Consider the following 23,338-nt stretch of genomic DNA (forward strand, 5'->3'; position numbering starts at 1 on the left):
GTCGGTAAAGATAGCTTTTTGATAAAAAACGATGGCAATGGAATTGGCTAATTTATAGTGCTTCCGTAGACTATTTGTCCAAATCTGCCTCCTCTTCTTTGGGTAGAATGTCGATTTGTGGTTTTTTGAGGACCTGTTTGTTCGCGATACTTCGCTCCAAGGAAAGTAGGAGGGAGGGCAAAAGGATCAAGTTGGACAACATCGCAAACAACAAGGTTGCAGAAACCAATCCACCCAATGCTTTGGTGCCTCCAAAATCGGAAATTATGAAGACCGAGAATCCAAAGAATAATACGATGGAGGTATAGAACATGCTTACTCCTGTTTCCCTTAGTGCAGCATAAACAGACTTTTTAATATGCCAACGGTGAGTGGCCAGCTCTTGTCTGTATTTGGCCAAAAAGTGAATGGTGTCGTCCACCGAAATACCAAAGGCAATACTAAACACCAAAATGGTAGAAGGTTTAATGGGGATTCCCAAAAAGCCCATGAGTCCAGCGGTGATGACCAATGGCAACAAATTCGGAACCAATGAAATAAGCACCATTCGGAATGATCGAAACAAATAGGCCATGAATAGTGATATCAAACCAATAGCCAGTGCCAATGACATGAGCAAGTTCTTTACCAAATATTTGGTGCCTTTTAAAAATAAAAGTGCCTTTCCAGTCATAAACACATCAAAGCGATCCGCTGGAAAATTTTTGGCGATGGCCTCTTGCATATCCTTTTCAATCTCTTCCATACGGTCGATTTTTACATCGCGCATGTAAGTGGTCAAGCGAGCGGTTTGACCTGTACTGTCCACAAAACTTTCCAATAGATTGCCATCAGTGGAGGACCTTGAAACGGCATCCATGATAAAAGTGTTTTCTTGGCTTGTGGGCAATTGATAGTATTTTGGTATACCGTTGTAATAGGCCTGTTTGGAATATTTTACCAAATCAACAATGGAAATGGGTCGCGAAAGTTCTGGAATTTCATCTATTACCTCACCTAATCTATCCATTCGTTTTAGCGTAGCTGGTTTGGTCACTCCGTTTTTACGTTTGCTGTCCACCACAATTTCCATGGGCATAATGCCATCGAACTCTTGCTCAAAAAATTGAATGTCCTTATAAAAATGCGAGTCTTTGGGAAGGTCTTCTATTCGACTTCCAGTAATTCTCATCTGGTAAATACCCACGATACTCAAAACCAAAACGCCAACAGTGACCATATAAACGGCAATTCTGTGATCGCGAACCATGCGTTCCATCCAGTTCACAAAGAAATCCATCCACTTTTTGTTCAAGTGCTTCAAGTGTTTGGTTTTTGGAAGCGGCATAAAACTGTAAATGATTGGAATGATCAAAAGGGATAGGATAAAAATTCCAATTATGTTAATGGAGGCAACGATACCAAACTCTCTAAGAAGGTCACTATCCAAAATAATAAAGGTGGCAAATCCAGAAGCCGTAGTAATGTTGGTCATCAATGTGGCATTTCCAATTTTGGAAATCACACGTTGCAATGACTTGGCCTGATTGCCATGCTTATTTACTTCTTGCTGGTATTTGTTGATCAAGAAAATACAGTTTGGAATTCCGATCACGATGATCAACGGTGGAATAAGTGCCGTTAAAATGGTAATCTCGTACTGTAAAAGTCCCAAAATTCCAAAGGCCCACATTACCCCAATGATCACAACAAACATAGAGATGAAAGTGGCTCTGAAACTTCTAAAGAAAAAGAAGAAAATAATGGAGGTGACCAACAGGGCAGCAACAATAAAAATACCTATTTCATCCGTGATGGATTTTGTGTTCCAAGTTCGGATGTAGGGCATTCCCGAGATGCGAACATCCATTTGGGTTTCTGCCTCAAAAGTGTCAACCAAATCACGAAGATCATTCAAGATAAACTCATTTCGAACAGCCGTGTTCATGATGTCCTTATCCATGTAAGCAATGGTCTGAATGGTACCACTTTCTGGATTGTAGACTAGATTATCGTAAAATGGAAGTTCTTTAAATAAATGGTACTTAAGTGAATCAATTTCTTGTTTGGTTGTGGGCTCATTCTCAATGAACGGCCCCATGGTAAAGGATTGGGTTTCCTTATCCTTTTCCAAAACCAAAAGATTTTCCAAAGAGATTACGTAATCAATCTCAGGGAAAGCGGCCAATTGTTTAGCGAGTCGGTTCCAACGGTTAAAATTGTCGGGTTCAAACAGTGCAGAGTCCCTAATGGCCAGCACAACGGCATTGCCCTCTTCACCAAAAATTTTGGTAAAGGATCTGTACTCGATGGTTGCAGGGTGGTCGTCGGGTAATATATTCGCTTCGGAATTGGAAAAGCGTATGTTTTTCCACTGCATTGCCAAGAATACAGTGAATGCTACAACACCTAAAAGAATGAGGATTCTATTCCGAAGTATAATGCGAGCGACCTTAGGCCAAAATCCTTTTGAGAGCTTTGCTACCATTTGGTTTTTATAGGGCGCAAAGGTAAAAAATGAAATGCTGTGTTCCTAGGAAACAAACCTTTCAATCCTAAAGAATTAAACCTTCATAATTTCCGCTTCTTTCACGGTAAGGATCGAGTCAATTTTAGCAATGTACTTGTTGGTCAACTCTTGAACGTCCACTTCGGCATTTTTCAACAAATCTTCAGAAATATCCAATGCTTTCAAATCTTTGTTGGCTTCTTGTCGAGCACTTCGAATACTAACTTTTGCATCTTCCGCCTCAGCTTTTGCTTGTTTGGTCAGTTGAATTCTTCGTTCCTCTGTCAATGGTGGTACGTTAATGATGATCATCTCTCCATTGTTCATCGGGTTGAAGCCCAAATTGGCATTCATGATTGCGGTTTCAATTTCGCTTAAAAGACTTTTTTCCCAAGGTTGAACCGAAATGGTTCTAGCGTCGGGAGTATTTACGTTGGCGACTTGTGAAAGTGGGGTTTTTGAACCGTAATATTCCACCATCACGGTGGATAACATCATTGGACTGGCTTTTCCTGCACGGATTTTTATAAGGGCTTTTTCCAAGTGGGAAATTCCACCGTCCATGCTTTCTTTTGCGCTATCAAGTACAAATTTTACTTCTTCGTCCATAATTTTAAATTTTAAAAATTGAAACCAAATTGTGAGTCAAATTACACATTGACCACTGTTCCTATATTTTCTCCAGATAATAATTTCATTAAGTTGCCACGGGTGTTCATATCAAAAACAACAATGGGCAATTCGTTTTCCTGACTTAAGGTGAAAGCGGTGGTATCCATCACTTTTAGACCTTTGGAAAGTACATCGTTGAATGATATGGAGTCAAATTTTGTGGCGGTTTTGTCTTTTTCAGGATCGGAGGTGTAAATACCATCTACTCGGGTTCCTTTTAAAATCACATCGGCTTTGATTTCAATGGCTCTTAAAACGGCAGCTGAATCGGTGGTGAAGTAAGGATTTCCTGTTCCTCCTCCAAAAATAACAACTCTTCCTTTTTCCAAATGGCGCATGGCTCTTCTTCGGATGAAAGGTTCGGCAACTTCATTGATTTTAATGGCAGATTGTAAACGGGTTTGCACACCTTTAAGTTCTAAAGCACTTTGTAAGGCTAATCCGTTGATCACGGTGGCCAACATTCCCATATGATCTCCTTGAACACGGTCCATACCTTGACTTGCACCGGCCAAACCTCTAAAAATGTTTCCTCCACCAATAACAATGGCAACTTCAACACCTTTATTTACAACGGCTTTGATTTCTTCGGCATATTCTTCCAGTCGCTTGGCATCTATACCGTATTGTTGTTCCCCCATTAGGGCTTCTCCACTGAGTTTTAATAAAATTCTCTTGTATTGCATTGAAGTTTCTTGAAGTCCGGACAAAAATAGTCAAAATTATTTATGGGAAATATAGAATAATGGTGAGAATTGGGCATAAAAAAACCGCCTCCTAAAAGAAGCGGTTTCTTATAATTTATTTAGCAGGGGATTAACCCAAGGCTACCCTTTTAAATCCAGTAACCTCTAAACTTGAGTCTACGGATTTAACATATTGGGCAACACTTTGCTTGTTATCTTTAATGAAATCTTGGTTCACCAAAGTATTGTCTTTAAAGAAACGCTTCAATTTACCTTTGGCGATGTTATCCAACATGGCTTCTGGCTTACCTTCTTGACGCAATTGGTCTTTAGCAATCTCGATTTCTTTATCGATTACAGATTGGTCAACACCTTCTTCGTTCAAAGCAACCGGGTTCATTGCAGCAGCTTGCATAGCAACGTCTTTTGCAGCTTCACCAGCACCATCAACATTTGCAGACAAACCAACCAATGTAGCAATTTTGTTACCAGCGTGGATGTAAGATCCTACGAAAGGAGCGCTCAATTTTTCAAAGCTTCCTACCTCGATTTTTTCACCGATTACACCTGTTTGCTCAGTCAATTTTTCAGCAACGGTCATACCATCAAAAGATGCAGCCAAGAAATCTTCTTTACTGTCAAATCCAAGAGCTAGCTCAGTCAAATCAGTAGCAAGTTTCACGAAGCTATCGTTTTTCGCTACGAAATCAGTTTCGCAGTTCAAAGAGATAACTACACCTTGAGTGTTGTCGTCGCTTACTTTTGCAATTGCAGCTCCTTCAGAAGAATCTCTGTCGGCTCTTTTTGCAGCTACTTTTTGACCTTTTTTTCTAAGGATCTCAATTGCTTTATCAAAATCACCTTCAGCTTCAACCAAAGCTTTTTTACAATCCATCATTCCAGCTCCGGTGGTCTTTCTCAATTTATTTACCTCTGCGGCGGTAATCTTTGCCATTTTCTTGCTTTTTAAAATTTTATGTAAAGTAAAACACTATAACAGTGTTTCGTTTTAGGACAATGTTAAATCAAGGTTGGATTATTCTACCCCTCCTTTTACTTTGTCTTGCCATTCTTTTAGTTCGTCCCACTCACCATCGGCAGCCATTTTGGCTTGTTTTGGCCAAGAAGTTGGATCCAAGTGAGCCAAAGTAGAACTAGCTTCGGTCAATACACTTTTGATATCTTCTGTATCGGCTTTAGCCAAATCAGAGAAAGAAACGATACCGCTTTCCACTAGAGCTTCAGCAGCTTTTGGTCCAATACCTTCAATTTTGGTAAGGTCATCAGCTTTGGTTCCTTTTTTAGGAGCATTTTCTGCTTTTGGAGCTTCTTTTTCCTCTTCTTTACCGTTGCTTTTTTCGCTTTTACGCTCTTCCAAACCTTCGGCAACTGCTTTGGTTACTTCTTCCAAGATTATTTCGATAGACTTTCCTGCATCATCATTGGATGGGATAGCATAATCGATATCTCTTGGATCAGAGTTGGTATCTACCATCGCAAAAATTGGAATGTTCAATTTTTGGGCTTCTTTTACAGCGATGTGCTCACGCATGGTATCCACGATGAAGATAGCACCAGGCAAACGAGTCATGTCTGCGATGGAACCTAAGTTTTTCTCCAACTTGGCACGCAAACGGTCTACTTGCAATCTTTCTTTTTTGGAAAGGGTGTTGAAAGTACCATCCTTTTTCATACGGTCGATGGAAGCCATTTTTTTAACGGCTTTACGGATGGTTACAAAGTTGGTCAACATACCACCTGGCCATCTTTCAGTGATGTATGGCATGTTTACTTTGGATACTTTATCCGCAACGATGTCCTTTGCTTGTTTTTTTGTGGCTACAAAAAGGATTTTTCTTCCTGAGGATGCAATTTTTTTAAGGGCCTCGTTGGCTTCCTCTAATTTTGCAACCGTTTTGTAGAGGTTGATTACGTGAATCCCATTACGCTCCATGTAGATGTAAGGGGCCATGTTTGGGTTCCACTTTCTTGTTAGGTGTCCGAAATGCACACCTGCTTCCAGTAAATCTTTTACTTCAATCTTACTTGCCATTTTTGTACTTAGTTTACGTTCCGTTGTAGTAAGCAATGGGTTGGTGGTCACTTTTGGTTCGCCCAATCCATTTAGATGCTAAACTAAATTCCAAAAAGTCGATTCTTTTTTCCTTTTGGAACAACGACAACTTGGTTAAAAATTTAACCCTGAAAAATGGATTCCAGGGTTTTCAATGAACTTTATATAATAGGTGCAAAAGCACCCTGTAATATTAACGTTTGGAGAATTGGAATTTCTTACGGGCTTTCTTCTGACCGAATTTCTTTCTCTCTACCATTCTTGGGTCTCTTGTTAAAAGACCTTCTGGTTTAAGAACAGTTCTGTTTTCTTCGTTGATTTCGCACATTGCTCTGGACAAAGCCAAACGAACAGCTTCTGCTTGACCTGTGATACCACCACCGTAAACATTTACTTTTACGTCGTAGTTGCCATCGGTTTCTGTTAGGGTGAAAGGTTGTTTTACCTTGTACTGAAGTGTACCAGTAGGAAAGTAATCGTTCAAATCCCTTTTGTTCACAGTAATGTTTCCAGAACCTTCGGAAACATATACTCTTGCTACAGCAGTTTTTCTTCTACCTATCTTATGAACCACTTCCATTATTTGTAGTCGTTTAAGTTTATTGCTTTTGGTTTTTGCGCTTCTTGTCCGTGCTCAGCACCACTGTACACCTTAAGGTTTCTAAAAAGTTCTGCACCCAATTTGTTTTTTGGAAGCATTCCTTTCACAGCGTTTTCAACAATACGCTCCGGGTGTTTGCTCAATACTTCTTTGGCAGTTGCAGAACGTTGTCCACCAGGATAACCTGTATATCTTTGGTATTCTTTGTCATCCCATTTGTTACCGGTCATAGTAACCTTTTCAGCATTGATGACAATAACATTATCTCCACAGTCAACATGGGGAGTGTAGCTTGGCTTGTATTTTCCTCTAAGAAATTTGGCAATTTTAGACGCCATTCTTCCCAAGGTCTGTCCTTCAGCATCAACCAATAACCACTCCTTGTTTACAGTAGATTTATTGGCGGAAATAGTCTTATAACTTAATGTATCCACTTCTCGAATATTATTGATTTAAAAACCTATCCCGATAAACGGGCTGCAAATGTACAATTATTAGATTGAATTACAAACGGTTGGTAGGGAATATTTTTTCACCTTTTTTATAATTCAATTTTTGGGGTGTAGTTGGAGTGCAAATATCGGGAGATTTTGTTAAAAAATCTTAAAATAAACCACAAACTGTAACTGATTGCATTTTGATGGGTCTTTAAAACATCATCAATCAAAAAACGAACAGTTTGAAACACTCCTTCCTTGGCATAATATGCCTATTGTTTACCATTGTAACCTACGCCCAAGATTCTACCGAAGTAATTGAAAAGAAAATATATGTGACCCAAGCCTTGGGTGAAATGGACGCCCCAGCCATTGATGGGTTATTGAATGATCAAGCATGGGACTTGGTCGAATGGGGAAACGATTATATAGAATGGCAACCCGATGAAAACACGCCGCCCACTGAGCAAACCAAGTTTAAAATCCTATATGATAGTAAGAACCTATATATAGGTGTACGCTGTTATGATGCCGAACCCGATAAAATTGTAAAGCGACTTTCGCGGCGCGATGGCTTTGAGGGCGATTGGGTCGAGTTCAATATCGATAGCTATAATGATAAAAGAACAGCATTTTCCTTTAGTATAACTGCCGCAGGGGTAAAAGGCGATGAATTCGTATCAAACAATGGGAACAATTGGGACGCAAGTTGGAACCCCATTTGGTATGTAAAAACAAATATTGATGAGGAGGGCTGGACAGCCGAGCTTCGGATTCCTTTAAGTCAGTTAAAATTTGGAAACGAAGAAGAACAAGTATGGGGACTTCAATCTACCAGACGGTACTTTAGAAATGAAGAGCGTTCCCTATGGCAACGTAAGCCTGTGGATCAACCAGGTTGGGTGAGTGAGTTTGGTGAATTGCACGGTTTGAAAAATATTCAACCCCAAAAACAATTGGAAATCCAACCTTATACAGTAGCCAAAACTGAAACCTATGAAGCAGAAGAAGGAAATCCCTTTAGGGATGGAAGCGAAAGTAACATCACTGCTGGACTAGATGCCAAAATTGGAATCACCAACGATCTTACTTTGGATTTAACGGTAAACCCCGATTTTGGTCAGGTGGATGCGGATCCTTCGGCCATTGCATTGGATGGATTTCAAATATTTTTTCAGGAACGTCGTCCTTTTTTTGTAGAGAACAAGAACATTTTTGATTTTAGAGTATCGCAATCCGAAGCAGGAAATACTTTTGGGTCCGACAATGTGTTTTACTCCCGTAGAATTGGTAGGAGCCCGCAATCTTATCCCAGTACAAATGACGGTGAATTCGTAGATCAACCTGATAATACACCTATTATAGGTGCGGCAAAATTTAGTGGGAAAACCAAAGATGGATGGGCCATTGGTGTATTGGAAAGTGTTACGGCTAGAAGAAATGCGGTGATTAGAACAGGTAATGGTGATGAAAGAAAAGAAATGGTGGAGCCCATGACCAATTATTTTGTGGGGCGACTGCAAAAAGATTTCAATGACCGTAACTCATACATTGGTGGACTTTTCACAGCAACCAATCGGGAGAACCTTCCCGAAACCTTGAACTTTTTGCATACCTCGGCTTATACTGGAGGATTCGATTTTAAACACCAATGGGCCAACCGAGATTGGTATGTAGGTGGAAATATCACGTATAGCCATGTAAAAGGTAGTGAAGAGGCTATCACCAACACCCAACAATCCATTGGGCATTTATTTAATAGGGTAGACGCCGACCATGTGAGTGTGGATACGACCAGAACATCCTTAACGGGAACTGGTGGTAATATACAAATCGGTAAAGTAGGGAACGGACATTGGAAATTTGAATCTGGAGCCACTTGGCGTTCTCCCGAATTGGAACTCAACGATATTGGTTTCCAAAGAAGAGGTGACGATATTCGGCATTACACTTGGGTAGGGTATCAAACCCTAAAACCAGACAGTACTTTTAGACGAGTGGGTATCAATTACAACCATTGGACGGCTTGGGATTTTGCTGGGAACCATAATTATTTACAGTTCAACACAAACAGTTGGCAAAACTGGAAAGGTAACTGGCGAACCAATATAGGTTTCAATTATGCACCCATCGAATATGATAATTTTGCGCTTAGGGGAGGTCCAAGGCTTCGACAATCCCCTTGGATGAGTTTTTGGAATGGCATCAATACCGATTACAGAAAAAAGCTCCGATTTTCTGTGTTTCACAATGGGAGAAAAGCGGTGGACAATTCCCTTAAGACCTATTATATAGAGGGAGGATTTTCGTACCAACCCATCAATGCACTACGTATTTCGGTATTCCCTTCCTTAAACGTGAACCACGACAAACTTCAATTCATAAATAATTATGATGATGTCAATGGCAGTCCGCGGTACCTTAATGGAGAAATCGACCAACGAACTTTAAGTATGTCATTTCGATTGAATTTTACCATTAACCCGAATTTAACCATTCAATATTGGGGGCAACCTTTTATTTCGAGGGGTCGATATTCCAACTTCAAACATATAACAGACCCGTTAGCTAAGAATTTTGAAGACCGATTTATACAGTACAGCCCTCAACAAACTTCTTATTCGGATGGAGTATACGCCATTGATGAAGATTTGGATGGTATTGATGACTTTACGTTTGATGACCCTGATTTCTCCTTTGTACAGTTCCGTTCAAATTTGGTAATTCGATGGGAGTACATTCCAGGTTCTGAAATTTTCTTGGTTTGGTCGCAAGATGTATCCCGAAGCGGAGACCCCACAGCAGGATTATTGCCTAGTTTGGGAGACAACATTTTTGGTCAAAAACCGCAAAACATTTTCTTGTTGAAGGCTACCTATAGATTTGTGCTCTAAAATAATTCTGTTCGGACACTGAGCGAAGTCGAAGTGTTAAATATGGTTTGCTAAATACAACTTTGATGAGATGTTGAAATAAATTCAGCATGACGAGTGTTCGGATTTAGATGTCATTCTGAACGAAGTGAAGAATCTATTTCTTTGGTCAAAATGAATTTCTGTCTAGGGCAGTCAGTTGAAATGTCTTGTAGTTAGATTTTCTTCCTGTGAAAGCAGGAATCCAAATGGTCGAATCGTCAGTTCGAGTTTTTTCCTTTAGGAAAAAGTATCGAGATCTGGTTTGGTGAAATTAAAATTCTAATTCTTGATACAATTTTTTCGTTTCACTTCAAAAACCACTCGAATTGACGAATTTCTTTAATGCTGCATTATCTTCCGCAACGCATTCACCAAAGCAGCATTCGCTTCTGCATCACCTATGGTGATCCGAACCTTGCCAGGAGCACCGAATTGGGAAACAGGACGAACCATAATCCCTTCTTCCATCATTTTTTCCGTAAACTCCATTTCAGGAAAAGGTGGGTCTATGATAAAAAAGTTAGCTTGACTTGGCCAATATGTAATGCCCAATTCGTTAAAGGCTTTGGCTATAAAAGCCCTGCCCTCCAAAACAGTTTTTACCGTTTTCTCAATGAATTCGGTGTCATTCAAAGCTCCAATGGCAGCCTCGATGGATGTCAATGGAAGTAAAAATGGTTTATGGATCAATCGCACATAATTGGCAATGGTAGGCGTAGTGTATCCGTATCCAATACGTTGCCCAGCCAATCCATAGGTTTTGGAAAAACTGTTCAGTCCAACAACATTGTGACCCTCCAAAACATACGGCAAAGCGGTCACATAATCTTCGGCAACCGCAAAATGACGGTACACCTCATCAAAAACCACCACAATGTTTTTGGGAACACGGGCCATAAAATCATCCATTACCGATTTTGGAATGTAGGTGCCCGTAGGATTATTGGGACTGGTCAAGAAAATGATTTTGGTCTTCTCGTTGATGGCATTCAAAATACCCTCCACATCCAAATCGTAGTTAGGAGCTAAAAGCGGAACATCCACTTGTTTGGCACCATACCACCTTGAAAAAACAGCGTAGGGCAGAAAACAGGGGTTGGAAAAAATCACTTCATCTCCCTCATTGATAAATGCTCGAAGTAGAATATCCAAAATTTCCGAACCACTGTTGCCACACAAAAACTGCTCGGCAGTCAATTGGCCATTAAAATCTTTGACCAAAGCTTCCCGCAAACGGATATCGGTTTGGTCGGGATAAATATCAATATGGTCCAAAGCGGCTTTCATCGCTGCAACGGCCTTGGGCGATGCACCCAATGGATTTTCGTTGGAAGAAAGCTTATGAATTTTTTTATCGGTTGGGGGTATGTTTTTTCCTCCTTGGTACACCTCTTTGGGCACCAAATGGGCCTTGAAAATGAATGTGATGTCTTTTTTCATTTAAATCATCTTTACAAACTCTCCCCATAAAGCAATAATGCCATTGCTTTTTTGGTATTACCATCTTTAAGCATACGCTGGGCCAATAAATGGATATCTTTTTTGGATAAAGCTTCAGCACCCTCCATAACGGCAGCAACATCAATTTCAGAAGTAGAGGGTAAATGCTCCAAATTGCCCAAACGGCCCAAATCATTCCCAGTGAGCACATCGCTTTCCCGAATACCTTTAGGTAAAGCATCCACTCCAATACCCAAAGTGCGGATGGGTTTGGTGACTTCAAAGAGTGATTCTTTTATGGCTCGGATGTACCAATTGCCACCCATTCTGCCTACTAAATCTAATTTTTCGGTATCCAAAATGCCATCGGTGAAATATTTTTCATCAACATGGATTAATTCCACCTTGGCAATCACCAAATTACCAGCCCCTGGAGTCTGAGCCAATTCAATCACCTCTTGCACGGTACATTCAAAAGAAATGGGTGACTCGGCCACTCGCGGCGGTTTTACCTTTTCACTGGGAATTTCGGTGAATCCTGCTTTTACGAATTCATTTACCCCTTTGGCATAGGCCGTACTCGAAAGCGACATTTGCTCCACCATGTCGTGGTTCACCACATTGATGACCACCTCGGGCACTTCCAAAACATTTTCGTGGGTATTTTTTAAGGAGTTGTCCCTGCCGCTTCGAGCTGGTGAAAATACCATTACGGGTGGACTGGAACTGAACATATTGAAAAAACTGAACGGGCTCAGGTTCACATTCCCATTTTTGTCCACCGTACTTGCAAAACAAATGGGTCGTGGCGCAATCGCGGTCGACATGAGGTTGTATAAATCCAAATTATTGGATGTTGCTGGGTCTATGGTTTTGATCATATCACTTTTTAGTGTCATTCCCGCGAAAGCGGGAATCTATTATATAAAGGTGACTTAGTTCGGTAGAAGTCACAATTTTTATTTCGGTTGCTTCGACTCCGCTCAGCATCCGTGGGTAATCTATTTAATTTATTATGTGGGTGACTGAGCGAAGTCGAAGTCACATTAAAATCACAGTGGTTTAGACTACGCTCAACCACCTATTTTATTTAGCAGGCAACACTTTAGTGCTCACTGCTCCAAATCCGACTCTAATATCGCCTTTTTGGGCGAAACCGCGAAGCGTCACGGTATCCCTATCTTCAATAAAGGTGCGTTCCGAGCCATCTTCTAGTTTGATGTTCTTGGTGCCTCCCCAAGACAGTTCCAACATAGAGCCAAAACTATTTTCATCTTTGCCCGAAATGGTTCCAGAAGCCATCATGTCTCCAATAGCAATGTTGCATCCGTTTACGGTATGATGTGCCAATTGCTGACTCATATTCCAATACATATGTTTGAAATTGCTTTGACAAACTGTGGTTTCCTTTCCAGAATCGGGAGTTATGCTCACCTCAAGGTTGATGTCGTAATTCCTTTTGCCCTCGAATTGTAGGTAGGGAAGTACTTCGGGATTTTGTTTAGGGCCTTCTGTTTTGAACTGTTCCAAAGCTTTCAAAGTCACCACCCAAGGTGAAATGGAGGATGCGAAATTTTTGGCCAAAAATGGGCCTAAAGGCACATATTCCCATTTTTGGATATCTCTGGCTGACCAATCGTTGAACAAAACCAAACCAAAAATGTAATCCTCGGCTTCGCCTGTTGAAATGGAATCACCCAAGTTTGTTTCTTTTCCGCAGATAAAACCGATTTCGAGTTCAAAATCCAAACGTTTGGTAGGACCAAAAACAGGATTCGTTGCTCCCTTGGGCATTGTTTGTCCTTTTGGTCTGTGGATGGGTTGACCACTCACGATGATAGAACTTGCCCTGCCGTGATAACCCACTGGAATGTGTTTCCAATTCGGCAATAGCGCATTTTCAGGGTCTCGGAACATTTTTCCCACATTGGTGGCGTGCTCCAAACTTGAATAGAAATCGGTATAATCGCCCACGGAAACGGGCATATGCATTTGTGCTTCCGATTGTTTAACGAAGAGTTCGGGTTTTCCTGCCAAAACGGATTCATCATCTTTCAACCAAAACTGAATCTTTTTTCGAACCCTAGAGGTGATTTCTTTTCCTAGGGAAATAAAATCGTTCAAGGTGTCCTTTTCCAAGAGGGCAGTATTGAAATCAAACACATCCAATTCGGCCACTGCGGCCAAATCCAAAATATGGTCGCCAATGGCAACGCCCACCCGTGGACTTCTATCCTCCGTGGAAAAAATCCCGAAAGGAATATTGTAAATTGAAAAGTCTGAGTTTTCAGGTATTTCTATGATCATTTTTTATAAGATGTGAGATTTGAGTAGTTAGAATTTAGATTCTTCGTATAAGGTTGATTTTTTCCATTTCTAATATCTGAAATCTAATGTCTAACTACTAAACTACTCCAACCACGATTTGTAATATTTGCCATCATCAATTTTGAGGGCGTTCTCAGTCACCTGTAAAGGCTTGAACGTATCAATCATCACAGCCAATTCTTCGGTGCCTTTTTTACCAATGCTAGCTTCATAAGTACCAGGGTGTGGTCCATGTGGAATTCCGGCTGGGTGTAATGAAATATAGCCTGGGCCAATACCTGTCCTGCTCATAAAATCACCGTCCACATAATACAATACTTCATCCGAATCAATATTGGAATGGTTGTAGGGTGCAGGAATCGCTTTGGGATGATAATCGTACAGCCTAGGGCAGAACGAACATACCACAAAAGCACTAGTCTCAAAAGTTTGATGCACTGGTGGCGGTTGGTGCACTCGACCCGTAATCGGCTCAAAATTATGGATGGAAAATCCGTAGGGGTAATTGTAACCGTCCCAGCCGATCACATCAAATGGATGTGTGGCATAAACGAGTTGGTGCAACATGCCCTGTTTTTTGATTTTTATTAGAAACTCTCCTTTTTCATCAAAAGTTTCTAGCTCTTGAGGCAATTTATAATCGCGCTCACAGAAAGGGGAGTGCTCCAAAAGTTGACCAAACCAATTGCGATACCTTTTTGGAGTATATATCGGATGAAAGGATTCAGCATACAAAATGCGATTGTCCTCGGTATCAAATTCAATTTGATAAATCATACCTCTTGGAATTATGAGGTAATCCCCATATTCAAATGGAATATTGCCCAAAAAGGTTTTTAAAGTTCCCGATCCTCTGTGGATGAAAAGCATTTCGTCCGCATCAGCATTTTTATAAAAATAGTCTGTGACGGATTTTTGCGGAGCAGCTAAACCAACATGAACGTCGTTGTTCACCAAAAGGGGTTCTCGTGCTTCCAAAAAATCATCTTTGGGAGTCACATCAAAACCAATAAACTTTCGACTGGTGATGTTTTTTGCCACCGCAATTTTTGGGCTTACGTCTATCGCCTTTCCAATTTCTTTTACCTGAGTGGGTCTGTGAACATGGTAGGAAAGTGAGGACATGCCATCAAATCCGATAGTGCCGAAAAGTTGCTCGTAATAGAGTCCACCATTCGGTTTTTCGAATTGGGTATGCCGTTTTTGCGGAATTTTCCCGAGTTTATGATAAATAGGCATTGCTTTAGTTTTAAGTTCAAAGTGTTAAGTGAAGAGTTTTAGCCTCAACTCAAAACTTAACACTTAAAATTTACGATTTTTAATGCAATGTGCCTCTTAGTTCTTGTTCGCGTTCAATTGCCTCGAATAAGGCTTTAAAGTTTCCTTTTCCAAAAGATTGTGCCCCTTTTCTTTGAATGATTTCGAAGAACATTGTCGGTCTTGGCTCTACGGGCTTGGTGAATATTTGAAGTAAATAGCCTTCATCATCACGATCCACCAAAATGCCCAATTCGCGAAGCGGTGCAATATCCTCGTCGATTTCACCTACTCGGTCAGTCACCGCATCGTAATAGGTTTCGGGTACGTGTAGAAATTCAATTCCTCTACTTTTAAGGTCGCGAACAGTTTGAATAATGTCATCTGTGGCAACGGCTATGTGCTGAACACCTTCACCCTCATAAAAATCCAAATATTCTTCTACTTGTGATTTTTTCTTACCCTCTGCTGGTTCGTTGATCGGGAATTTAATTCGACCATTTCCGTTGCTCATCACTTTACTCATCAGTGCAGTGTATTCGGTAGAAATATCGTTGTCGTCAAATGATAGGATGTTTTTGAAACCAAGTACATTTTCGTAAAAGCTCACCCAGTGGTTCATTTTGTTCCAACCTACATTGCCCACCATATGGTCTACAAATTTCAGGCCTGTTGAGGTTGGATTGTAATCAGGGGTTTCCCATTGTACAAATCCTGGCAGAAAAGTACCCTCATAATCTTTGCGCTCTACAAAAACGTGAACGGTTTCACCATAGGTGTAAATTCCAGAACGAACCACTTTACCATTCTTATCTTCCTCGACAGTAGGCTCCATATACGATTTGGCACCACGTTCCATGGCTGCATTGTACGCATGGGTAGCATCTTCAACCCAAAGGGCAACGACTTTTACGCCATCCCCGTGTTTGTCGATATGCTCACCTATAGCTGTGCCACTTTTAAGGGGAGAGGTAAGCACCAATCTAATTTTATCCTGAACCACAACATAACTTTCACGGTCTTTTAGTCCAGTTTCCAATCCTGCTTTGGCCAAAGATTGGAATCCAAAAGCGGTTTTATAAAAATGTGCGGCCTGTTTGGAGTTGCCCACATAAAGTTCAATGTAATCTGTCCCATTAATGGGCATAAAATCTTGTGAGGTATCTTTTGATTTTGGAAGTACTGTAGTTTCCATGACTTGTTTTGTTTTTATTGTTCAATTCTTTTTTGTTGCATCAACAACAAAAATAGTAAAATTGAATTACGAAAGCGATTTCGTTGGCCAAATTTTCGGTTAAAATTGAATGTGGTATTTTGTGAGAAGACCAATATAAAGTCTGAATCCCTATTTTTGTTGACTACATGCTCAATCGAATAGATGAAATACAGGGGATGGGGTACCATTTGGATTTGGTGCTTCGGAAGATTCAAAAAGCCTATTTAAGGGCATTTGAGGCTTTGGGTGTGGATATCACCATTGAGCAATGGGTGATTCTTTATCAAATTCATTTATTGGGAGATGAAGCCAGCCAGCGTGACATTGTAAAGAACAATTTTAGAAACAGAGCCACTACCTCTCGAGTCATCGGTGGTTTGGAAAAGAAGGGTTGGATATCCAAAACTCGTTTTGAGGGGGATCAAAAGCGATTCAAGCTTGAACTTACTCCTCAAGGAAAGGAAATTTTGGATGTAACACTTCCCACAGCCATGCAACTTCGAAAATTGGCAGTAAAAGATATTGATCCTGCCCAATTTGCCACTTTTTTAATTGTTTTGAATCAAATTGAGGCCAACTACGACGAGACAGAGCCCCAATGATTGAATGCGATTTTGGCGATGGTGACCAAACCAATCAGTAAAATTAAAATCAAACTAATTTTTTTGAATTTATCCTGGGGGATATAGTGCAATATTCTTTTGCCCAAATAAGTGCCCACCAATCCAATCACCAATAAAAAAGGTAGGTACATCAATTCTTGTTTGCCGATATAGCCATTTTCATAGTAGACAAAGGTTCGCGAGAAGTCAATCAGAAAATCAATAAATGCTGAAGTGGCGATAAATGCACTTTTCTCCAGATTGAAAGCCGCCATGGTCAACCCACGAATGGCACCTCCGGTACCCAAAAGTCCTGCAGAAAATCCAGAAAGTATTCCTCCAACTACCGCATTCCTTTTATTGGGAAGCACCACAATTTCATTTTTGATCAAGAACAACAGGCTGAAAACCACTAAAAATATTCCCAGAACGATTTCCAAATAATAACCATTCACCATTTTTGAAAGAAATCCACCCACAATCACAAACAAAACTGAGGGTGCCCCGATATAGAGCAATAGCTTTTTGTCCAATCCTTTTTTAAAAAAGAAAATCTTGCTGAGGTTGCTCGACAGGTGAAAAATGGCCGTCATGCCCAACACGGAATAAAAATCAAAATAAAAATTACCCAAAGGCACAAAGAACACCGAAGAACCAAAACCTCCAATGGTTCCGATAATTTCCGCCACAAGCGCGAGCAACAAAAAAACATAGCTGATTTTCATACTGCTGGTTAAAAGAGAAAAGTTACGCTTTTCCTATCGTTTAAATGCTGATCTATTCCCAAGTGCTATAAAAATTCTGCAAGGTCCAAAAGGCTTTCTTTTTTATGCCGTCTTCAGAAATGAGGCCTTTTCGATTGTAATCATCTTGAATGTTGGCCAACGGTCTTCTCGGAGATCTAAAATCGACCAAAATCCATGGTGACATTCCTCTTAATTGGGGAATTTTTTTGAGCATGGCCAAAGTTTCCTCGTATAAATATTCCTGATATTCCTCCGTCCAACGCGTGTTTTTATCTCCGTGATAGCCTTGTTTGGCTCCAGCCCCAAACTCTGAAATGATCACGGGCTTATTTTGTTCAATATGCCATTCTGCTGTTCGGCAACTTTCTGGGGTGCCTCCGTACCATCCCAAATATTGATTGAAGCTGAGCACGTCCACCACATCGGCCATGGGGTCATCAATTATTTTTACGTTGGGATTGTCAGGTGAACTGGTTTGTTCCAAGGCGGCACTAATGAGTCTGGTCGGGTCTAAATTACGAGCTGTTTCAATCAATCGAGTTAGAAATGTATTTCGGGCATCGCTTACAGGAGTTTCGTTGGCCATGGACCAAATAATCACCGAAGCTCGGTTCTTATCTCTTTGGATCAATTCCTTTAATTGATTTTCAGCGTTTGCATAGGTGCTTTCATTTTGCCATTGAATGGTCCAATAGACAGGATTTTCTTCCCACACCAAAATTCCCATTTCATCAGCTAATTTCACAATGTGTTCGTTGTGCGGATAATGTGAAAGGCGCACATAGTTTCCACCCATTTCTTTGATCCACCCTAATACTTTTTTGGCATCTTCCAGAGAATTTGCCCGTCCTTTGGAAATAGGGCTTTCTTCATGCAAACTGATACCTTTTAGCACAATGGATTTTCCATTCAATAAAATATTATCGTTTTTGGTAGTGATGGTTCTAAATCCAATTCGGTCGGAGAGCGTATTCCCATTTAATGTTAAATCCACTTGATAAAGTTTTGGATTTTCGGGTGACCAATATTCAATTTTTCTGGATTTGATTTCAAAAGAAGCTGTACCCGATGCATCTGTGGTCACTTGCTTTTTGATTTTTAGCTCTGGAATTTCAACCAAAACTTTTTGGTTCTCTTCGGATGGACCATTTAAGTTGATTTCACCTTTAATAAGTGAAGTGTCATCTGCATCCAGTTGCACCACATAATCTTGAATAAAAGTGGGGGACGTTTCAATCAGTTTTACATCTCGTGTGATGCCACCGTAGTTCCACCAATCTGTATTTAAGGTAGGAACACCCTCTTTAGAGCGTTTGTTATCTACCTTAAAAATTAGAAAGTTGTCTTTTTCTTTTGAAAGGTCGGTTACCTCAAAATTAAAAGGAGTAAATCCACCGATATGGGTTCCGAGTTTTTTCCCATTTAAATAAGCTTCGGTTTTGTAATTGGATGCCCCGATATAAACAAATACTCTGTTGGCCGCATCCGTTTTGGTATAATCAAACGATTTCTTGTACCAAATGGTCCCCTCGTAATAGTATAGCTTCTCTTTCTGGGTATTCCAATCGCCAGGAACTTGTAAAGTATCTGCCTCATCAAAATTGTATTCAATCAGATCTGATGGACTGTTGGGTTTTGAGTTGGTGAAATAGGCATTGCGAGATGGTTTTTCCTGTTGGTCAAAAGGTTGATAACGATAATCGTAATACCCATTTTCATAGGGATCCACAATATAATGCCAAGCTCCGTTGAGAGAGGTGGTTTTTCGGTTTGTGGTATTAATCAATAATGCATCTGGATCTTGGGACCAGAGATTGGTAATTGAGGCCATTAGGATAGTTAGGCCCAAAAAGATGTTTTTCATGTGCTTTTGTTGGAAATCTAAAGATAGAAAAGTTATGGTTATGTCATTTTAACCTAAAATAATCTTAAAATCGCTTATTTAGGTTAATACAGCATAGTAAATGGATAATTTATTGGACGTGGTGGTAGGAAAACTGCCGCAACTTTGTACCCGTATAGTGTTAGTTATACAATTGCTATGAAAAAGACAAATTTTTACCCAACAATATGGTCAACAGCGCCTTATGCACCACATGTGATGGAAGGCTGGTACAAATCCCATAACGGGAGTGCCGAGTTGATCTTAAGAAACGAGCCTGCAACATCGCTCAAGGTTTCTGAAATGATGCTGAACATTACCAAATTCGCCGCAATCGACGAAAGTGGTAAAGAACATTTTATAATAGATTTTCCTGGTCAAAACCCAGTTTCCTTAAAAGGAATCGCTTCTGGAACATTTTTGCGTTCCAAAAGTGTGCTCTCCTTGCCGAATGGAACATATACTGCCTTACGTTTTTACTTGGCAGGTTGGGGTAACCAATTTATGTATCAGGATGGGAAAGAAGAATCTGCAAATGCATTCGACCGTTTGGACTTTACCATTGATGGAGGGTTTGAAGTAGCAGAAGGACATGCCCCAGAAGTTAAGTTGTGGTTCGATTTTGCTCCATACCAGTGGAAGCGACACTTTAAACCGCTTACGGATTTGTTTATAAAAAGCAAAACTTCGCAACCACGATTGGCCAATAGTTTTGGCAACTAATTATGCTATGAAGAAGATGAAAAAGGCACCTTTCGGGGTGCCTTTTTTATTTGGTATCAAAGGAAGTATTAACCTTCATTTTGAATTTCTTGCAGTCGCTCTAGTTTTTGAAGTACCTCATAAATAGAAAAGCTTCGGGCAAAACGGTACATTTCCTTATCATCGGCTTTAAGGATGACCACAGGTAAGGTAAACACCATGGATTGCCCTGTAAATTCCACTTCTTCCTCAACATCTACCACACGAATCTTTACTTCAGGAAAATTTTCTTGAACCGCTTCAAGTAGTTTTGGTTTTAGCACTTTACAAACCCCACAAGTTTTTCCAGTAAAGTAGATGAGTTCTATCATTTAAAAAATCATTTTAAATCAATAATCGGAATATTCGGTAGGGTAGAGGAACCACATATCAATATGCGACATATTGTTTTCGTATTTGGGCATGGCAATCAGTTCTTTCCATTCAGGGGATTCCACAAAAGCCTCCCAATGTTTTTCCCTTGTGGCCATATCGGCATGGGTGGTCATGTACATTAAATTAGGCATTTTGGGCCCAGAAAGCACCTCCCCATAAAATACGGCCTGAAAATCCAATCGGTCAAAAAGAGGAATTTCACCACCCGCATTGAACATATCTACTTTGTTGCGATAATATTTTTCAGTGGACGACTCATAGCTCCTTAACTCATAAATGCGATCGGCACGTGGACTGTCCAAATTTGGAGTGGCCATTTTAGGCATGTCTGGAAAGGCTTGAAGCAGCACCGATTCAATACGGTCATAGGGTGGATTATCAAATTTCGCATTGATATAGGCATCACCCGCTGTTACATATGTTTCATCCTCCAAAAGTTTACTTTCCAACTCTTGAAACTGCTTCAAACTTTTAAATGGCAATAGCACAAAAGTTTTAGGCACCGTATCCGTCTCGTTGGTACGGGATTTAAACACACCCACATTTTCTATGCCCTGTTTTTTCACCGCGGGCATAAAGGCATTTTTTAGGTAATCGTCGGTAGCAGCTATTTGTTCTTCGGAACTAAAGGAATAGATTTTAAGTTGATAAAACTCTCGTTCGTCCTGGGTTGTTTCTGGAATGGTTTCGGTTTCGGTAGTTTCAGGATTAGGGTTTCCACAGTTGGTCAATGCCACTAAAGTAAGTAGCAAGGGGAGGAATTTGATGATTTTCATTGTTCAGCTGTTTAGTTTGATGTGATGTCGTATATGTGTTTTTACAACGACGTTTCAAGATACGGATTAATTGCTGATTATCTTTTTTGTTCTAGATGAGGTTTTTTAGAAAGCAAAGCCAACAACCCTAAAATGGGACCAATGGCCAAAACCATATATATGAAGTTGGAAGAAGTCCAGGTTCTCATGATGTTCAACAATTGAATACTGATGATGGTAATTGCAAATCCGATGCAGTTGACAATGGTAAGTGCGGTGCCTTTAATTTCTGGGGAAGCATTTTGAGCCACTAAAGTGGAAAATAGGGGAGAGTCGGCAATCACTACCAAACCCCAAAAAATAAGAAAGGCTATAAAAATTGCTTCGGATGATTGACCAAATAGCAATGGCGAAACCAGGCAACAAATACAAGAAAGCAAAAGGGCCACAAAGGCCACTTTTTTGGTCCCCAATTGCTGTGATATATATCCTCCTACAATGCATGCCAATCCACCTAAGGCAATAATTAAAAAGGACCACAAAGGAATGTTAAATGCAACTTCTGGGTGTGCCCATGCATAGGTTTGCAGCATGATAGGAACAAAGGCCCAAAAGGTGTAGAGTTCCCACATATGTCCAAAATAGCCAAAAGCAGCAGCACGAAACTTGGGAAACTGAAAGACTTTGACAAATGCCGATATTTCCAGTTTTTGACTTGGTCTTCGGAATGGTCCATCTGGAACAAAACTCAACATAAGTACTCCTCCCAAAATTGCCAAACTGGAGGTGGCTACCAAGACCATTTTCCAAGGAAAGGCATGGGTCATGTTTTTTAATAAATGCGGAAATGCAGTACCCACCACCAGGGCCCCGACAAGAAAACCCAGAGATTTGCCCAATCCTTTTTCATAATAATCTGCGGCAATCTTCATGCCTACGGGATAGATACCAGCTAAGAAAAATCCTGTGAAAAACCGAAAACTCAAAAGGCTGGTAAGGCTATTGCCATCCCAAATCACTCCAAGATTAAAGATTGCACCCAAAATGGCACAGCTTAAAAACACTTTGGAGGGCGAAAAGCGGTCTGCTATGGATAAAATGGCAAAAAGTAAAGTGCCCACGATAAACCCAAACTGTACCGCCGAGGTTAAATGCCCCACAGCGCTATCATTTAACCCAAAAGTGGACACAAGATCTTGCATCACCCCATTGCCTGCAAACCAAAGTGACGTACAGCAAAACTGCGAAAACACAATGATGGGCAGTATGATTTTAGAGGGTTTCAACGACTGGAAATCAATGTTTGAGGTTAAGAACTTAAAAACGATTGGTCTAACTTACTTATTTAGCCTTACGAATTAAGGTAATATTTAATTCAATTTAAATCCCTTGTTTTCTTGAGCTTCAAAAATTGGGGGTGGTGGTGGCGGTGGAAAGGAAATATCAAAATAGTTTTCCTCCTCAAAAATCAATAGGTATCTATAATAGTCTTCGCCCATTACTAAATTCGCTAACTTAAATTGATTTTCAATCTCTGAAAGTATCTGCTTGGTTTTTATAATTGGATATTTCTCTTCTACATACAAATAAATCAATACCTTTTTTAGAATAGGGTTTCCACTGGTGTCAATGTAGTCCACATGTTCCATAGTTTTCAATTGCTCGGCTATTGACTCAATTGGATAATATTGGTCAATGGAAACACGATAATTTTTTAATGAATCGTTCTTTATGCGAATGGTATTTCGATTGAAAAAGCATGAAGTGACGTTGCTAGTTGGGCAAATGGTAACGCCATATTGATAATGGATGGTGTCATTTAAACTATATGTGAGTCCCGTAAATTTATCTTCACAAGATAAAAGCTGCATTTTTTCAATCAAAGATTCGAAGTTAGATGTTTCGTCAAGATTGATGACCTCAAATTTCGGGTCGCCTTCAAACTTTAAATATTCATTTGAGTATATTTTTGAAGCAGAAAATTGAATTGGATTTCCATCTAGATAGTTTTCTGTTGAATTTTCACAACTTAAATAGATGGTGGATGCACAAATAAGCAAGTAAACTTTGAATTGATTCTTCATGTTAGGAAGTAATCAAAA

21 protein-coding genes are annotated in these 23,338 nt (G+C 40.1%); 3 read left to right on the forward strand and 18 right to left on the reverse strand.

Annotation, left to right across the window (positions count from 1 at the left end):
- Positions 1-70: 70 nt before the first annotated feature.
- The 7 genes from BLQ18_RS05325 to rplM form a co-directional block, all read right to left on the reverse strand.
- A complete protein-coding gene (locus BLQ18_RS05325; RefSeq protein ID WP_090293352.1) occupies positions 71-2,467 on the reverse strand; it encodes an efflux RND transporter permease subunit in 2,397 nt (798 codons plus the stop codon).
- Between the two features lie 75 nt (positions 2,468-2,542).
- Positions 2,543-3,097, reverse strand: a complete 555-nt coding sequence (gene frr, locus BLQ18_RS05330; protein WP_090293353.1) for a ribosome recycling factor — start codon at positions 3,095-3,097, stop codon at positions 2,543-2,545.
- A 41-nt stretch (positions 3,098-3,138) separates the two neighbouring features.
- On the reverse strand, positions 3,139-3,846 hold the full coding sequence (gene pyrH / locus BLQ18_RS05335) for a UMP kinase (RefSeq protein ID WP_090293354.1): 708 nt from the start codon (positions 3,844-3,846) through the stop codon (positions 3,139-3,141).
- A 130-nt stretch (positions 3,847-3,976) separates the two neighbouring features.
- Complete coding sequence (gene tsf, locus BLQ18_RS05340) at positions 3,977-4,801, reverse strand: translation elongation factor Ts (protein ID WP_090293355.1); 825 nt, start codon at positions 4,799-4,801, stop codon at positions 3,977-3,979.
- 81 nt (positions 4,802-4,882) lie between these two features.
- Complete coding sequence (rpsB, locus tag BLQ18_RS05345) at positions 4,883-5,899, reverse strand: 30S ribosomal protein S2 (protein ID WP_090293356.1); 1,017 nt, start codon at positions 5,897-5,899, stop codon at positions 4,883-4,885.
- Between the two features lie 214 nt (positions 5,900-6,113).
- Positions 6,114-6,500 (reverse strand): 30S ribosomal protein S9, encoded by a 387-nt coding sequence (gene rpsI / locus BLQ18_RS05350; RefSeq protein ID WP_090293357.1) that lies wholly within the window; start codon positions 6,498-6,500, stop codon positions 6,114-6,116.
- On the reverse strand, positions 6,500-6,955 hold the full coding sequence (gene rplM / locus BLQ18_RS05355) for a 50S ribosomal protein L13 (protein ID WP_090293358.1): 456 nt from the start codon (positions 6,953-6,955) through the stop codon (positions 6,500-6,502). The genes rpsI and rplM overlap by 1 nt, the downstream gene beginning before the upstream one ends.
- Before the next feature lie 245 nt (positions 6,956-7,200).
- Between rplM and BLQ18_RS05360 the strand changes: the two genes are divergently transcribed.
- A complete protein-coding gene (locus BLQ18_RS05360) occupies positions 7,201-9,852 on the forward strand; it encodes a DUF5916 domain-containing protein (RefSeq protein ID WP_175443719.1) in 2,652 nt (883 codons plus the stop codon).
- Positions 9,853-10,212: 360 nt separating this feature from the next.
- Here the strand turns inward: BLQ18_RS05360 and BLQ18_RS05365 are convergent, their stop codons facing one another.
- The 5 genes from BLQ18_RS05365 to hppD form a co-directional block, all read right to left on the reverse strand.
- The gene (locus BLQ18_RS05365; RefSeq protein WP_090293359.1) at positions 10,213-11,313 is read right to left on the reverse strand and encodes a pyridoxal phosphate-dependent aminotransferase; all 1,101 of its coding nucleotides are present in this window, start codon (positions 11,311-11,313) and stop codon (positions 10,213-10,215) included.
- 11 nt (positions 11,314-11,324) lie between these two features.
- Positions 11,325-12,194, reverse strand: a complete 870-nt coding sequence (locus BLQ18_RS05370; protein ID WP_090293679.1) for a flavin reductase family protein — start codon at positions 12,192-12,194, stop codon at positions 11,325-11,327.
- 205 nt (positions 12,195-12,399) lie between these two features.
- Positions 12,400-13,620, reverse strand: a complete 1,221-nt coding sequence (gene fahA, locus BLQ18_RS05375) for a fumarylacetoacetase (protein ID WP_090293360.1) — start codon at positions 13,618-13,620, stop codon at positions 12,400-12,402.
- A gap of 102 nt (positions 13,621-13,722) precedes the next feature.
- Positions 13,723-14,880 (reverse strand): homogentisate 1,2-dioxygenase, encoded by a 1,158-nt coding sequence (locus BLQ18_RS05380; protein WP_090293361.1) that lies wholly within the window; start codon positions 14,878-14,880, stop codon positions 13,723-13,725.
- 79 nt (positions 14,881-14,959) lie between these two features.
- Positions 14,960-16,093, reverse strand: a complete 1,134-nt coding sequence (gene hppD, locus BLQ18_RS05385) for a 4-hydroxyphenylpyruvate dioxygenase (protein ID WP_090293362.1) — start codon at positions 16,091-16,093, stop codon at positions 14,960-14,962.
- A 167-nt stretch (positions 16,094-16,260) separates the two neighbouring features.
- On the opposite strand from hppD, the gene BLQ18_RS05390 reads away from it, so the two are divergent.
- Entirely contained in the window at positions 16,261-16,716 is a 456-nt protein-coding gene (locus tag BLQ18_RS05390; protein WP_090293363.1) for a MarR family winged helix-turn-helix transcriptional regulator, read from the forward strand.
- On the opposite strand, the gene BLQ18_RS05395 is transcribed toward BLQ18_RS05390, so the two are convergent.
- Together BLQ18_RS05395 and BLQ18_RS05400 are read right to left on the reverse strand one after the other, a co-directional pair.
- Positions 16,692-17,441, reverse strand: a complete 750-nt coding sequence (locus BLQ18_RS05395; RefSeq protein WP_090293364.1) for a sulfite exporter TauE/SafE family protein — start codon at positions 17,439-17,441, stop codon at positions 16,692-16,694. The two genes, BLQ18_RS05390 and BLQ18_RS05395, sit on opposite strands and share 25 nt — an antisense overlap.
- A gap of 52 nt (positions 17,442-17,493) precedes the next feature.
- On the reverse strand, positions 17,494-19,326 hold the full coding sequence (locus tag BLQ18_RS05400; RefSeq protein ID WP_090293365.1) for a glycoside hydrolase family 2 protein: 1,833 nt from the start codon (positions 19,324-19,326) through the stop codon (positions 17,494-17,496).
- A 177-nt stretch (positions 19,327-19,503) separates the two neighbouring features.
- On the opposite strand from BLQ18_RS05400, the gene BLQ18_RS05405 reads away from it, so the two are divergent.
- Positions 19,504-20,067, forward strand: a complete 564-nt coding sequence (locus BLQ18_RS05405; RefSeq protein ID WP_090293366.1) for a hypothetical protein — start codon at positions 19,504-19,506, stop codon at positions 20,065-20,067.
- A gap of 68 nt (positions 20,068-20,135) precedes the next feature.
- Here the strand turns inward: BLQ18_RS05405 and BLQ18_RS05410 are convergent, their stop codons facing one another.
- The 4 genes from BLQ18_RS05410 to BLQ18_RS05425 form a co-directional block, all read right to left on the reverse strand.
- On the reverse strand, positions 20,136-20,417 hold the full coding sequence (locus tag BLQ18_RS05410) for a thioredoxin domain-containing protein (RefSeq protein WP_090293367.1): 282 nt from the start codon (positions 20,415-20,417) through the stop codon (positions 20,136-20,138).
- A gap of 18 nt (positions 20,418-20,435) precedes the next feature.
- Positions 20,436-21,257, reverse strand: a complete 822-nt coding sequence (locus BLQ18_RS05415; protein WP_090293368.1) for an NIPSNAP family protein — start codon at positions 21,255-21,257, stop codon at positions 20,436-20,438.
- A gap of 77 nt (positions 21,258-21,334) precedes the next feature.
- The gene (locus BLQ18_RS05420; RefSeq protein WP_090293369.1) at positions 21,335-22,522 is read right to left on the reverse strand and encodes an MFS transporter; all 1,188 of its coding nucleotides are present in this window, start codon (positions 22,520-22,522) and stop codon (positions 21,335-21,337) included.
- A gap of 84 nt (positions 22,523-22,606) precedes the next feature.
- The gene (locus tag BLQ18_RS05425) at positions 22,607-23,320 is read right to left on the reverse strand and encodes a hypothetical protein (RefSeq protein WP_090293370.1); all 714 of its coding nucleotides are present in this window, start codon (positions 23,318-23,320) and stop codon (positions 22,607-22,609) included.
- Positions 23,321-23,338 lie beyond the last annotated feature (18 nt).

Source organism: Flagellimonas zhangzhouensis (assembly GCF_900102925.1).
GTDB classification, from domain to species: Bacteria; Bacteroidota; Bacteroidia; order Flavobacteriales; family Flavobacteriaceae; genus Flagellimonas; species Flagellimonas zhangzhouensis.